The sequence below is a fragment of the Rickettsia endosymbiont of Rhinocyllus conicus genome (assembly GCF_964026465.1).
In the GTDB taxonomy this organism is placed as follows: Bacteria; Pseudomonadota; Alphaproteobacteria; order Rickettsiales; family Rickettsiaceae; genus Rickettsia.
On the sequence record NZ_OZ032155.1, the window covers coordinates 1,086,672 to 1,099,795 of the forward strand.

Sequence of the window (13,124 nt, forward strand, 5' to 3'; positions counted from 1 at the left end):
ATTAATAATAATTAACTTATGAGAGATAGTTATGGACCCCCTAATAAAAAGAGAAGTAATAAGTTCATTTAATGATAAACCTAAAGATGGAATCAGTAAGATTAAAGAATGGTGTGCTAGTAATAATAAAGATTTTGCAGAAGAGACAGCTAAGTTTTTTCGTGAGGAAAAAAATAATTTAGATTTAGTAGCTGTTGGGGATTATCTTGGAACAGATGGAGAAGATAATAAAAAAGTATTGGATAGTTTTGTTAAACAATTTGATTTTAAAGATAAAAATTATTTGAAAAGTTTAAGAGAGTTTTTAAAGGCTTTTAAATTACCAGGTGAGGCTCAAAAAATAGATAGATTGGTTGAAAGTTTTGCCTCTAAATATCATGAGCAAAATACTACTACTGACATAAATCATGCAGACGCAGCTTTTATATCAGCTTACGCTACTGTAGGTCTTAATACTAATCTTCATAATCCTAGCGTAAAAGATAAATGGACAATTGATCAGTTTAAGGATCAACTAAAAGGTTTAAATACAGAAAGTAAATTGCAAGGAATTAAGAGTGGTAAAAATTTTAGCAATGAGTTCTTAGAAAATATCTATAAACGCCAGTTTAGGATAAGGAGGTCTGAGGATAAGCAAGTAGTGTTAGAAATTTTTTAGATTTATTGAAATTAAAAGCATTTACGCAAGAAAGTATATGAACTAAGAAATTAATAGGGGAGCGATGTCTTGAATGTTCAAGGTTCATGCTGTTTTTTAGTACATTAAATACTGATTCAATTATTGATCTGCTTTTTAAGAGTATTTTATCTTCTATATCTAATAAATGATTTTTCATATCCTTGCGAATCCCAGTAAATAACCGTAGCCCACGACTAAATAATTTAGCGGACATTTCCTTAGAAATATAAGCCTTGTCTCCAAATAATTTACCCCATAATCCTTTGGTAATTGAGTCTACAGCAGATAAATCACTAGCATTACCCTTTGTTATTTTAATTGCCATAATCTGACCTTTATTATTAATTACAATATGTAATTTAAATCCCATAAACCATCCGTAACTACTCATACCTATTTTAGCAATGCCACTAAACACTTTATTATTATTTGTACGTTTTGCATGACATATCGATAATTTGGTTGAATCAACAAAATATATACCAGTCTCATCTCCTGTAAATAATTGTAACATTATAGTTAAAGGTAATACTAATCTTGGCCACAACTGGATTATCCGACTGTAACTAGGAAGACTAAAATATCCTCTATATTTACATGATAGATGATATAAATAATAATTCTTAAAATCTTTGCATGGAGATATATAAAAATATAATACTATAGTTATATAGTTCTGAAAGCCTTAAACTCCCTGATCTCCTACGCTTCCTAACGCTGGGTATTAATTTGCTTTCTTCCCATTCTTCGTAAACTTTACAATAATTATCTATTATACAAAATAGAGTTATGATACATCTTTTCATTGTTGAGTGCATATTTTTTTGATTCAAAATCTATGTAACTCAACACTCCTCTCTTGTAAATACCCTGCTTTATTATCTTTATTCCTTACACTCTTATCCTAAACTGGCGTTATAATGGAATAAAGGCAGAGCCTTTTGAAGCAATTTTTATAGAAACTGCTACTGGTTATGAAATAGCCGGTATAAGTTCACAAAATGATAAAACTTTTAAAAAACTAGATGATTTTTTAACAGCAAAAACAGATATAAACAAAGTTTTTTCTAATCTAGGAAATAATGTAACTGCCGAGCATAAACAACCAAAAACATGGCTTAATAAGTTTACAGGTTATGAGGGTAGTGTATCAGTTAAAGCAGGTAATGCAGAGGTAGAAATACAAGTTTATAAGCCAAATATTTTGTCAAAATGGTTTTTAGGAGAAAAAAGTAAGCTTATGATTCAGCCTAAAGGGGGATCAGAGCAATCTTTAAAATTAGCAGCTCAAATTGCAGCAAGTTTTGACACTAAAGTAACCTCTATTAAAGCAACATATGATTATCTAAAACAGGACTTAGAAAATTATTATAAAAACCCTGAACAAGAACTAAGAAAAGCAAATTCAGTGGTAGATCTTCATAATCAAATAAAAGAAACTACTGCAAAAGTACAACAAGTTGATCCAGAAATACCTGACACTAAAAGCATTCCTTTAGCCTCTGAAACAAATTTTCAAGATCTCAAAGAAGCAGAGATAGGCATTCAGCCAGCAAAAACTCAACCAATAGAAGAGCTAAATCAACCAGTAAAAAAGCCAAAATTTAATTCGTTTGCAGAAGAGTTAGCTTGGAAAAATGCACAAAAAAAGCAAGCTATTAATGCTCCAGTAACTAAAAACGAAGAACCTAAAGCACAAATAGATAATCACAAAAAATGTTTAGAGGAATTAAAGCAAAAACAGGAAGAGCTAGAAAATAAAAAGAAAGAGCTTGAAGAAAAAAAAGCTAATTCTAATATTACTAAAGAAGAAAAATGGAGAATTGTCGCTGAATTAGAAGGAGTTACTAAGCATCTTGAAAGCATAAAAAAAGAACATAATACTATAAATACTGCTGAAGAAAGAGAGAAACAATTTAATAAAAGCTCACAATCTTCGGCTTTAAAAGGTGAGCCTACTGCAGCTGATAAGCAGCAACAAGCTGCTATGGAATTAATCAGGCTTAGAAAAGAGCAAAGATTACAAGAAGAAGCTGCTAGTAAGGCTATAATCGCTAATAATCCAGCTACACAACCTATAAAACCTGGTGTTATACCGCCTCCACCACCGCCACCTCCAATGCCGGGACAAGGCGTTCCTATTCCGCCACCTCCACCACCTCCAGGTGGGGCTGGTCCAAAACCATCTCCAATGTTTGCTATTCCACCGAAATTGCAAGAAACATTAAAAACTATACACACATCTCAAGATGGGAATAAGCAGCAAGGAAATAATAATTTTCAAGACGATCTAAGAAAAACTCTAGCAAGGAGAAATAGCCCAACACGTTAGATATAAATGTTGTGCTAAAAATCTTAGGGTTTAAAACAACATTTTGATAGTTAGTGATAAAGGTGAAAGATTGTTATCCCGTGGCTTGTTCAATAGTACTGGACAGTTATTATTCTATGTCATTCCCGCTTTCGCGGGAATGACATATAAGGTCACTTACACCTGAATAAAATATAACATTTTTTTTAAACTGTCCGGTACTATTGGACAAGCTCACGGGATGATACCGAAAGTATTTTTTGATTTACGCAATAAGGCTTTTATATTATTCCCACAAAGGCATTGCCTGCGTGGATCGAGAATCGTCATTGCGAGTGAATGAAATGAGCGTGGCAATCCAGAAAAAAATAATAAAAAATGTTATAAAGTTAGCATTTTTTTACTTCCTTGCTTCGTCAATTACTTCGTAATTTCCTTAGCTCAGACGGAAAAACCGATCTATGCAGGGCAAGCCTTAAGCGGGAATGACATAGAATAAAAACTGTCTGGTACTATTGTTCTACTCTCATGCTTGTCACAAAATTCAGTGTATTATTTTTTTGAATTGTAAAAATCTAAAATTGCTTTGCTCAATTCATGATTTAATACTGAAAAGTCTGCCGTATCAAAGCCCTTTCTTGGAATAATTATCATCGCAAGCTTTTTGAGATTAGAATTATTACAAATAAGCCTAATAAGATGTTTTATACGTCTTTTAATTTTATTACGTACTACAGCTTTTTTATTTAGCTTTTTGCTAACTTTTATTCCTAGGAAGATATTATATTTTGATTCAAGAAAGATTTTTGGGATGTTCTTTGCTATCACCAAAATAAAATATTTTTCATGAAATTTTTTGCCAAGCTTATTTATAAGCTCAAATTCCTTTTGATTTTTTAAAGAGGTGATAAACAATTGAATAGGTCAGATTAGTATTTATGCGGATAGTTTTTTTCTGCCTTTAGCACGACGGTTTCTTAAAATTGCTCTTCCAGAGGGAGTAGCCATTCTAGCTCTAAAACCATGTTTTCTTTTTCTTACTAAATTACTAGGTTGAAATGTACGCTTCATAATATTTATACCAAACGAAAATTAATTATTTATAATGAAATAAATGTCATTGCGAGAAAAATTACAAGGTAATTTGACGAAGCAATCCAGTATTGTATATGGATTGCCACAGCAACGAAGTGGCGCTTCGCAATGACGTTGTCTATATTAAATATGTGCCTTTGCTTGTTCTACGATACTTGCAAATCCTTCATTGTTATTTACAGCAAGTTCTGCAAGGACTTTACGATCTATGTCGATTTGAGCTTTTTTAAGAGCCCCCATAAATTGAGAATATACTAAACCATGCTCTCTTACCGCTGCATTTATTCTTTGAATCCACAGACCTCTGAAATCACGCTTACGATTTCTGCGATCTCTGTAAGCATATTGTAGTCCTTTTTCTACTTTCTCAATAGCTACTCTAAAGCAAGTACTAGCTCTACCCCTATAACCTTTTGCAAGTTTGAGGATTTTTTTATGTCGATTTTTGGAAATTTTTCCTGATTTTGCACGTGTCATTTTTTAGCTCCTTAATTAATTTGTACCATATGGAAGAAAATATTTTTTGATGTTATATCCATCTTGATCACAAAGTATCGTAGTTCCACGTAAGTTACGAATTTGAGCTTTAGTACGACGACGCATAAAATGTTTTTTACCTGCTTGAGATGCAACCACTTTACCACTAGCAGTAAGTTTAAAACGCTTTTTTACAGCAGATTTTGTTTTTAATTTAGGCATGATTTTCCTTTAATTTGGTATTTATAAGACATTTACCGGTAATATTTAGGCATACCAAAGCCACGTTACCGATTGAAAGCTAAATAATAGTTTCTTTTATAATTTATTGCAAGACGTTTTTTGTAATTTATTACTATATGTTATTTATGCTAAAATTAGTAACTTTAACTATATTGTTATTTATGCTATAATAGTAATCATTAACGTTTTTAATTGCAAAATAATGTTTGGGCAAAATCCTAAAAGAGGAATATTAAAAGGTGACGGGACGCAATTACAAGTGCAATCTATTTTTAAAACTATTCAAGGTGAGGGAATATTTGTAGGTGTTCCTGCCATATTCATCAGGTTTGGAGGATGTAACCTTGCGTGCGATTTTTGTGATACAGAATTTGAAAATTTCGAAACAATCAAAATAGATGATATTTTATCTAAGGTTAGCCTACTTACTTTAAATTCTAAAAACAAGCAATCAGTTAAGTTAGTAGTGATAACGGGTGGTGAGCCGATGCGTCAACCTATAGAATTATTGTGCCAAAAATTATTAGAACAAGATTTTAAGGTGCAGATAGAAACTAACGGCACGTTATATCGTTCTTTGCCGGATAAAGTATCTATAATATGCTCGCCTAAAGCAGGTAAAAACGGCTATAGCAAAATCAGAGAAGATTTATTGCCTAAAATTAGTGCTGTAAAATTTATCATTGCTAAGAATATTTTAGAGTATAGCTTAATACCTGAAATAGGACAAACTGCTTACAATATACCGGTTTTTGTTCAGCCTATGGATCAAAATGATCAAAAACTTAACAAAGAAAATAACGAATTAGCGGTAAAATTAGCTTTAGAGAGTGGTGCTAGGTTGTCAGTACAAACTCATAAATTTATAGGCATAGAGTAATTACAAATATATCTTGAATTTTAGATTAATTAGTACTATTATAACCTTTTTATAAAGTTTAAAGTGTTGAAATAATGAGTGAAATATTAGAACTTGAAGCAAAGTCTCGCAATGAATTTGGTACGGGTGCAGCAAGAGCATTAAGAAGAGAGGGGCGTGTTCCTGCTATTATTTATGGTGCAAAGAAAACCCCAGTTAGTATTTCTTTAGAAGAAAAAGAAATAACAAAATATTATAGAAAGCCAGCTTTCATATCTCAGCTAATTAGTTTAAAAATCGATGGTAAGCAATATAAAGTGCTGCCGAAAGCTGTAGAATTACATCCTGTTACAGATATAGTACGTCACGTTGATTTTGTTTTTTTAGAAGATAAAACCCAAAAAATGGAAGTTCCTGTAGTATATGAAGGGAAAGAAAGAGCATTAGGCGTTAAAAGAGGCGGATATTTCAATATAGTAAAAAGAAGAGTTACTTTATTATGTGATGTTAATAATATTCCAAGAAACGTAACTATTGACGTTACTAATATGCCGATTGCTACTTCATTAAAATCTTCAAAAGTAAAACTACCAGAAGGTTGTAGCTTTACTACAAAGAAAGAATTTGTGCTTGCAACTATAATAGGACGTAGAGGAGCAAAAACTGAAGCTGAAAGCGAGCAACCAGCTGAAGCAGCGAAGTAAAATAATTTTTATTGCTAACTAAAAGCGTTGTTGTATGGCTCGGAAAATGCCTTGTATGTCATTCCCGCGGAGGCGGGAATCTAGAAAAAAGTCTGTCATACCGCGGCTTGACTGCGGTATCTCAGGACACATTCTATGGCACAAGATCCCGTGATCAAGTCACGGGATGACAATATAATTGACTGGATTCCCGCCGTTGCTGGGAATGACATTGGAGGAGTCATGCAATAAGACCGGCTCCAAGGTATCCAGTTAAAAATACTAATAAAATTAGTATTTTTTATTATTTTCTGGATCTAGTTCCCAAGCAACTAGATGACTACCTTAGGGTGCTTTTGAACCCACGCGGGGTAAGCCTTAAGCGGAAATGACCACATAGGAGTAAGATTCGCACAAGAACAAAATACGCACATCCTAATTCTATTTCAAATCATATATATCTTTAAAATTTTCCATATTAAACGAGTATAATATTATGATGCTTATTATTGGTCTTGGTAATCCAGGTAAAGAGTATGAGCATATAAGGCATAATATTGGCTTTATTGCTTTAGAAAATATAGCAAAACAATATGATGCATCATTTAGCGTAAAGAAAAAATTTCATTGCGAAATTGCTGAAAGTACTAATAGTGGGCAGAAGCTAATATTCATAAAACCTACTACTTACATGAATTTATCGGGTAAGTCGGTGATAGCAGTAAAAACATATTATAATATTCCTCTTGAAAAAATCTTTGTTATTCATGATGATATTGATTTAGAATTGGGTAAAATAAAGTTTAAAACTGGTGGTGGAAATGGTGGACATAACGGTTTAAAGTCCATTGATGGAATTATAGGAAATAATTATAACCGTATTAGAATTGGTGTTGGTAGACCGCAAAACAGTCAGGATGTAGCTGATTATGTGCTAAATAACTTTCCTAAATCTGAATATGTACTAGCAGAGCAGGCTATAGATAAAATAACCGATAACTTTAATTTAATATTAGAGAATAAACTAGAAGAGTTTAAGAGTAAAATGGTTTAAGTATTTTGATTGTCATTGCGAGGAGATGCGTAGCATCGATGCAGCAATCTCATGAAATAGTGTTCGGTGTCATCCCGTGGCGGCGTTGTTGCATGGATCGATTTTCCAGTTGTCATCCCGCGACTTGATCTCGGGATCCAGTTAAAAATACTAATAAAATTAGTATTTTTTATTATTTTCTGGATACCGTGGACAAGCCATGGTATGACACCGAGGATGCTTTTCGATCCACGCAACAGTGCCGCCACGGGATGACAATGTGAAGTTAAAAATATCCAATTAGCTAAAAATGAATAAAAAGATAAATTATGACCCAAGATTTTGAAATTATATATGCCGAAGAAATGGATAAAGCCTATTCAGCTATAATTTGGGATGCTTTTAATAATAGATGCACGAGAGAAAAAAGGCTTAATAGGAGATTTACAATCCTTTTCATTTTCTTTGTTAGATCAAGATAAAAATTTTATTGCAGGGGTCGGTGGTGTGAGTTTGTGGGGTAGTTTGTACATTACTTCATTACTTGTGGATATAAAAATCATAGAAATCAAAATTACGGAAGTTTATTGATAAAAAAAGCTGAAGAATTGGCACGTGAACGTGGTTGTACTTTTATTGTTTTATCGACTATGGATTTTCAGGCTAAACCATTTTATGAAAAATTAGGATATAAACTTGAATTCACAAGACATGGCTATGAAAAAGATTCAGTTTCATATCATTTAAGGAAAGATTTATAATATAAAAATATTTACTTAATAATTAGGAATTTTTTATGAGCGAAGAATTATTACAAAGAGGTTTAAACAAAAGTAACCCCACATCTAAAATAGGAAAATGGGATTATTATAATATTGGCTCTACAACACTAAAAGCTCTAAAAAATGCAGGGATAATTAGAAATGTTAATTATGGTGAACTAGAAAGTAAAAAAGTTGATGCACTAATTGTAAGTAAACAAAGTGTTATTGCGGTTATAGAATTTAAACAGCCTAGAGAGTTTAAAACCAACTCTCAACAACAAAAAGCAATTGATCAAGCAATTAATGTTGCAAAAATTTTAGGAGCAAAAATAGTTATTGCAACTGATACAGTTGATACTATATGGATTAATGCTTTAACAGGAGAGAGAATTCTAGATGAAGAAGGTAAAAATATTTCTCTACTATTTGACCCGTTTAACGAACAGCTTCCGGTACTTATAGAAAAAATTAGCTATTCAATTAATGAGACTAATAATCAATTACTATCACCAAAATTAGTAAACCCGACTTGTTTAGCAAGTTCTATATGGCAAGATGTTTGGAGTGTTAGCGGTGCTACTCCCGAGAACTGTCTTTATACTTTTGTAGAGCTTTTTATATTTAAATATCTTAGTGATCTTGGTATTTTAAAATCTAGAAATAGCTTTTATTCTTTAATGGAAATGTACGCAACAGATACTCATGATGAAGTATTAATTTTCTATGTTGATAATATAAGAAAAAAATAAAGGAATTATTTCCATATAATCCACTAGATAATACAACTATAATTAACGGTTCAATATTTGTAAGTAAAGATCAGAAAGCTGTTGCAGGTTATATAGTACCGTGTTTTTCAAAGTACTTGATAAATTCAATAAATATGGTCGGCTTGAACATATTGATTACGATTTTAAAAGTAAATTATTTGAGAGCTTTTTAAAAGAAAGTATTAGCAAAAAAAACTGGGGTCAATTTTTTACTCCAATGAAAGTAGTTCGGGCAATAGAAATGATTACTCGTGATGAAATTAAAGAGGGAGCAGTTATATGCGATCCTGCTTGCGGCGTTGGAAAGTTTTTGTTAGAGCCTATAAAAGGTAAATTAGATCGTTTTTATCAAGTTGAAGATGACAAAATAATCTCTAGGATAACTATTCATGGTTTTGATAAAGGGTTTGATAAAGACGAGCAAAAAACAATTATACTTGCAAAAGCTAATATGCTAATTTATTTTAGTGAAATTATAAAAAATTATCCAAATCATACGAAGAAATTTGCAGAATTATTTAATTCTACATTTACTCTTAAGACAAATTCAATTTTAGGGACATTAAACGATCCTGTTGAAGATGTATATGATCTAATCCTTACAAACCCTCCATATGTTACTAGTGGTAGCAGCAACTTAAAGGAAGAAATACAAAAAGATAGTGCTTTAAAAAAATATTATAAGGTTAATGCTATAGGTGTTGAAGGGCTATTTATGGAATGGATAGTTAGAGCTTTAAAGCCGAATGGCAAAGCTTTTATTATTGTTCCCGACGGTATATTTAATCGTCAGAATGGTACAAACCTAAGAGCACTATTACGTCAAGAGTGTTTTATTGATGGAATAATATCGCTGCCGTTAAATACATTTTTTACCACAAACAAAAAGACATATATATTATGTATAACTAAAAAGACTAATAAATCAGATATTCAAAGTGATCCAGTTTTTACTTATTTGGTGAGCGAAATTGGTGAAAGTCGTGATGTTTATCGTTTTGATATTGAGCAAAATGATCTTATAGAAGCTACTACACTCTATAATTTTTTTAAAGGTGATAAAAAAGCATTTAAAGCTATTAATACTGATATGCGGTGTAAAATAGTTCCAATAGAAAAATTTGAGCCAAATGTTCATTGGGCTATTGATAGATGGTGGAATAAAGAAGAGAAAATTGCATTAGGAATTGAAAAAGAAAATAAAACAGTAGATGTTTTGGAATTTAGTTTACTAATGTCAGATATGGCTAATACTTTTGAAAATTTTAGTAAGATTCTTAAAGAAATTGGAGAAAAAAAAACTTTAAAGTAGACAAACAATTTTTAAAGTTCAAGTTAAATGAATTATTTCATATAAAGAGTGGAAATTCAAAGCTTACAAAAAGATATCTTGATAAAAACAAAGGAGAATATCCTGTTTACTCATCAAATACAAAAAAAGTTGGGATATTCGGTATGATAGATTCATTTGATTATGACACAGAGTGTATTCAAATCACCACAAACGGGGTTTATGCCGGAACAGTATTTTATCGCGAGAAACACAAATTTAATATTAATTCAGATGCAAGGTTATTGATAAGAAAAAATAATAATTTAGATTATCGTTATCTAACAATATTAGTAAAAAATATATTAGCGGAACAAAATTTTAATTGGGAAAATAAACCGACTATTGGCAAAATATCAGACCTTGAATTAGCTATACCTGTTGATGGTGGGGTATTTGATTTAGAGACTCAACAACATGTTGTTGAACAACATAATATTGTTGCTGAACTTGAAAAAATAAAGGAATATGAACAAATTTTAAAAGAAATAAACGTAATACAAAATAACTTCAATATAGTCCAAAGTAAAGATGTTAAAATTGGAGATTTTTTTACAATACAAAAAGGTTTATCAAAATATACCAAGAGTTACAGACAATTATATAAGGGTGAATATCCTGTTTATTCTGCTTCAAATTTAGCACCGCTCACTTATATCAATAATTATGATTATAACGGAAAATATCTTACTTGGACAACGACCGGGTTTGCAGGGTATATCAAGATCATAGAAGGAAAATTTTCAATCAATGGAAATATAGGAGTATTAATTTCAAAAAATAATAAAATAGATATCGATTTTGTTAAGTATAGCTTAGAACCTATTTTAAGAGATTTAGCTAAAGGTAGAAAAGGTGAAAGAGGAGAAGATGAATTTACTGAGGTTTCTACTTCAATCGTTGAAAACGCAATAATTTCGATTCCTATAACTTCAACCGGTGAATTTGATATTGAAAAACAACAAGAAATAGCAACAACATATAGAAAAGTTGAAGATACAAAAAAATTAATACAACAAGAACTAAAAAAAATACAAGAATACTCATTAATAATATAATTAACATCACAATAAAAAAGATTTATGACATTAAAATTAGGAATTGTGGGTTTGCCGAATGTCGGTAAGTCAACGTTATTTAATGCTTTAACGGCAAGCGTGGCAGCTGAAGCTGCTAATTATCCGTTTTGTACGATTGAGCCAAATAGTGCCGTTGTTTCAGTACCTGATGAGCGTTTACAAAAGCTTGCCGCACTTGTAGGAAGTAAAAAAATTATTCCATCTTATATCGAATTTGTCGATATTGCAGGCCTTGTTAAAGGTGCAAGCAAAGGGGATGGGCTTGGTAATAAGTTCTTATCAAACATTAGAGAAGTAGACGCAATATTGCACGTATTACGTTGTTTTGAGGATGAAGACGTAACGCACGTACATAATAAAGTTGATCCGATTCATGACCTTGAAATAATTGAGATGGAGTTAATACTTGCCGATATAGAATCGGTGGAAAAGCGACTTGTTACAAGCGAAAAACGTTTGAAATCAGGTGATAAGACTTTAGCAGAGCAAATAGAGCTATTAAAAGAGGTTCATAAAGTATTAGCCGATGGTAAACCTGCAAGAGTGCTAAATAAAACTTTAGGAACTGATAATCTAAAGCAGTTACAGCTACTTACTTCTAAGCCTGTTCTATATGTATGTAATGTACTTGAAAAGGATGCAGCAAGTGGTAACGAGTTTACAAAATTAGTAGCAGAACAAGCAAAAAAAGAAGAAGCTAAAAGCGTTATTATTTCCTCAAAAATAGAAGCAGATATTGCTTTGCTTGAAGATGAGGAAGAGAAGAAAGAATTCCTAAATAGCATTGACCTTGAAGAAACAGGCTTAAGTCAAGTAATTAAAGAAGGGTATAATCTCTTAAATCTGAAAAGCTTTTTTACGATTGGTCCTAAAGAAGCACATAGCTGGACTTTTAAAGATGGTACGCTTGCCCCTGGTGCTGCAGGTATTATTCATACCGACTTTGAAAAAGGTTTTATTAGAGCGGAAGTAATAGGTTACGCAGATTATATAAATCTCGGTAGCGAAGCAAAAGCCAAAGAAGTGGGAAAAGTGCGACTAGAGGGTAAAGAATACAAAATGCAGGATGGGGATATAGTACATTTTAGGTTTAATGTATAAATACTTAAAGTATTATTTGCTCTACTTGAAAAATTGACGTTATCATCTTTGTAACTCGTTGGATGCTCACATATTAAGTAACTGCTGCCGCTCTTGGTCTTACAGACTCATAGCTTTTTTCCAATCTGAACTAATTAATTATTATATGGGATATGGTAAAAGAAGTATTAAGTAAGGAAAATATTAAATTTCATCAAATGTTTCCGTTAATAGACGATGATTATATTTGGCGTACTGAAGAAGAAGAGAAAGCATATCATACAAAGGTTAGAAAGAAATATAATGTTCGTTGTATTTCGGTTTTTGATCATTGGCTTACTGATGAAGAGTATGATGAACTAATAATATGGTATCAAAAGAAATTTAAATTTAAGGAAGATAAAGAAAAATATTATTATTATGAGCAATCATTTATAAAATTTTATTTATATCTATTCAATAACACAAAAGTTTATGCACGTTTTGATAGAATATTTGCATCATTTGATTCACAAGAAGAATATTTGTCTCATGTTCTGTTAAGCGTAAGAGAGCGATTATTTTTAAAAATTGTTTTACCTGAGTATCATGCTATTATTGACGGTGGTCATGATTTAACTGATATATTAAAAGTTAAGAAAAACTATCCTGAAGGGCTAGAAGCAATAAGCAAAATAGTAAAAGATCATAGACTTTTTATATTAAATTAATAATTGAAAAT

The 13,124-nt window shown here is 31.5% G+C and carries 16 protein-coding genes and 1 pseudogene; 12 read left to right on the forward strand and 5 right to left on the reverse strand.

The window, feature by feature from the left end:
* Nucleotides 1-31 precede the first annotated feature (31 nt).
* Nucleotides 32-598 (forward strand): annotated as a pseudogene (locus AAGD54_RS05825) (Sec7 domain-containing protein); the annotation flags it as partial.
* Nucleotides 599-608: 10 nt separating this feature from the next.
* Here the strand turns inward: AAGD54_RS05825 and AAGD54_RS05830 are convergent.
* Nucleotides 609-1,349, reverse strand: coding sequence for an IS982 family transposase (locus AAGD54_RS05830; RefSeq protein WP_341795150.1), 741 nt, complete (start codon nt 1,347-1,349; stop codon nt 609-611).
* A 318-nt stretch (nt 1,350-1,667) separates the two neighbouring features.
* Between AAGD54_RS05830 and AAGD54_RS05835 the strand changes: the two genes are divergently transcribed.
* On the forward strand, nt 1,668-3,011 hold the full coding sequence (locus AAGD54_RS05835; RefSeq protein WP_341795190.1) for a hypothetical protein: 1,344 nt from the start codon (nt 1,668-1,670) through the stop codon (nt 3,009-3,011).
* Nucleotides 3,012-3,542: 531 nt separating this feature from the next.
* Here AAGD54_RS05835 and rnpA read toward each other — a convergent pair.
* From rnpA to rpmI, 4 genes are all read right to left on the reverse strand, one after another.
* Nucleotides 3,543-3,905, reverse strand: coding sequence for a ribonuclease P protein component (gene rnpA / locus AAGD54_RS05840; protein ID WP_341794355.1), 363 nt, complete (start codon nt 3,903-3,905; stop codon nt 3,543-3,545).
* Nucleotides 3,906-3,926: 21 nt separating this feature from the next.
* Nucleotides 3,927-4,061, reverse strand: coding sequence for a 50S ribosomal protein L34 (gene rpmH, locus AAGD54_RS05845; protein ID WP_341794356.1), 135 nt, complete (start codon nt 4,059-4,061; stop codon nt 3,927-3,929).
* Nucleotides 4,062-4,208: 147 nt separating this feature from the next.
* Nucleotides 4,209-4,562, reverse strand: coding sequence for a 50S ribosomal protein L20 (rplT, locus tag AAGD54_RS05850; protein WP_341788223.1), 354 nt, complete (start codon nt 4,560-4,562; stop codon nt 4,209-4,211).
* A 15-nt stretch (nt 4,563-4,577) separates the two neighbouring features.
* Nucleotides 4,578-4,784 (reverse strand): 50S ribosomal protein L35, encoded by a 207-nt coding sequence (gene rpmI / locus AAGD54_RS05855; RefSeq protein WP_011477530.1) that lies wholly within the window; start codon nt 4,782-4,784, stop codon nt 4,578-4,580.
* Between the two features lie 223 nt (nt 4,785-5,007).
* Between rpmI and AAGD54_RS05860 the strand changes: the two genes are divergently transcribed.
* From AAGD54_RS05860 to AAGD54_RS05910, 10 genes are all read left to right on the forward strand, one after another.
* Nucleotides 5,008-5,685 carry a 7-carboxy-7-deazaguanine synthase QueE gene (locus tag AAGD54_RS05860; RefSeq protein WP_341794357.1) on the forward strand — a complete coding sequence of 226 codons (678 nt, stop codon included), beginning with the start codon at nt 5,008-5,010 and terminating at the stop codon, nt 5,683-5,685.
* A 74-nt stretch (nt 5,686-5,759) separates the two neighbouring features.
* Nucleotides 5,760-6,368, forward strand: a complete 609-nt coding sequence (locus AAGD54_RS05865) for a 50S ribosomal protein L25/general stress protein Ctc (protein ID WP_341788221.1) — start codon at nt 5,760-5,762, stop codon at nt 6,366-6,368.
* A gap of 475 nt (nt 6,369-6,843) precedes the next feature.
* Nucleotides 6,844-7,401: an aminoacyl-tRNA hydrolase gene (gene pth, locus AAGD54_RS05870; protein ID WP_341794358.1), complete on the forward strand. Its 558-nt coding sequence runs from the start codon at nt 6,844-6,846 to the stop codon at nt 7,399-7,401.
* Between the two features lie 375 nt (nt 7,402-7,776).
* Nucleotides 7,777-7,971: an N-acetyltransferase gene (locus AAGD54_RS05880; protein ID WP_341794359.1), complete on the forward strand. Its 195-nt coding sequence runs from the start codon at nt 7,777-7,779 to the stop codon at nt 7,969-7,971.
* Nucleotides 7,968-8,141, forward strand: coding sequence for a GNAT family N-acetyltransferase (locus tag AAGD54_RS05885; RefSeq protein ID WP_410526047.1), 174 nt, complete (start codon nt 7,968-7,970; stop codon nt 8,139-8,141). Before AAGD54_RS05880 ends, AAGD54_RS05885 begins: the two co-directional genes overlap by 4 nt.
* A gap of 35 nt (nt 8,142-8,176) precedes the next feature.
* On the forward strand, nt 8,177-8,893 hold the full coding sequence (locus AAGD54_RS05890) for a hypothetical protein (protein WP_341794360.1): 717 nt from the start codon (nt 8,177-8,179) through the stop codon (nt 8,891-8,893).
* 100 nt (nt 8,894-8,993) lie between these two features.
* Entirely contained in the window at nt 8,994-10,226 is a 1,233-nt protein-coding gene (locus tag AAGD54_RS05895) for a class I SAM-dependent DNA methyltransferase (RefSeq protein ID WP_341794361.1), read from the forward strand.
* 41 nt (nt 10,227-10,267) lie between these two features.
* On the forward strand, nt 10,268-11,302 hold the full coding sequence (locus tag AAGD54_RS05900; protein ID WP_341795193.1) for a restriction endonuclease subunit S: 1,035 nt from the start codon (nt 10,268-10,270) through the stop codon (nt 11,300-11,302).
* A gap of 24 nt (nt 11,303-11,326) precedes the next feature.
* On the forward strand, nt 11,327-12,424 hold the full coding sequence (ychF, locus tag AAGD54_RS05905; RefSeq protein WP_341794362.1) for a redox-regulated ATPase YchF: 1,098 nt from the start codon (nt 11,327-11,329) through the stop codon (nt 12,422-12,424).
* Nucleotides 12,425-12,576: 152 nt separating this feature from the next.
* Entirely contained in the window at nt 12,577-13,113 is a 537-nt protein-coding gene (locus tag AAGD54_RS05910; RefSeq protein WP_341794363.1) for a hypothetical protein, read from the forward strand.
* The last annotated feature ends 11 nt before the right edge of the window (nt 13,114-13,124 follow it).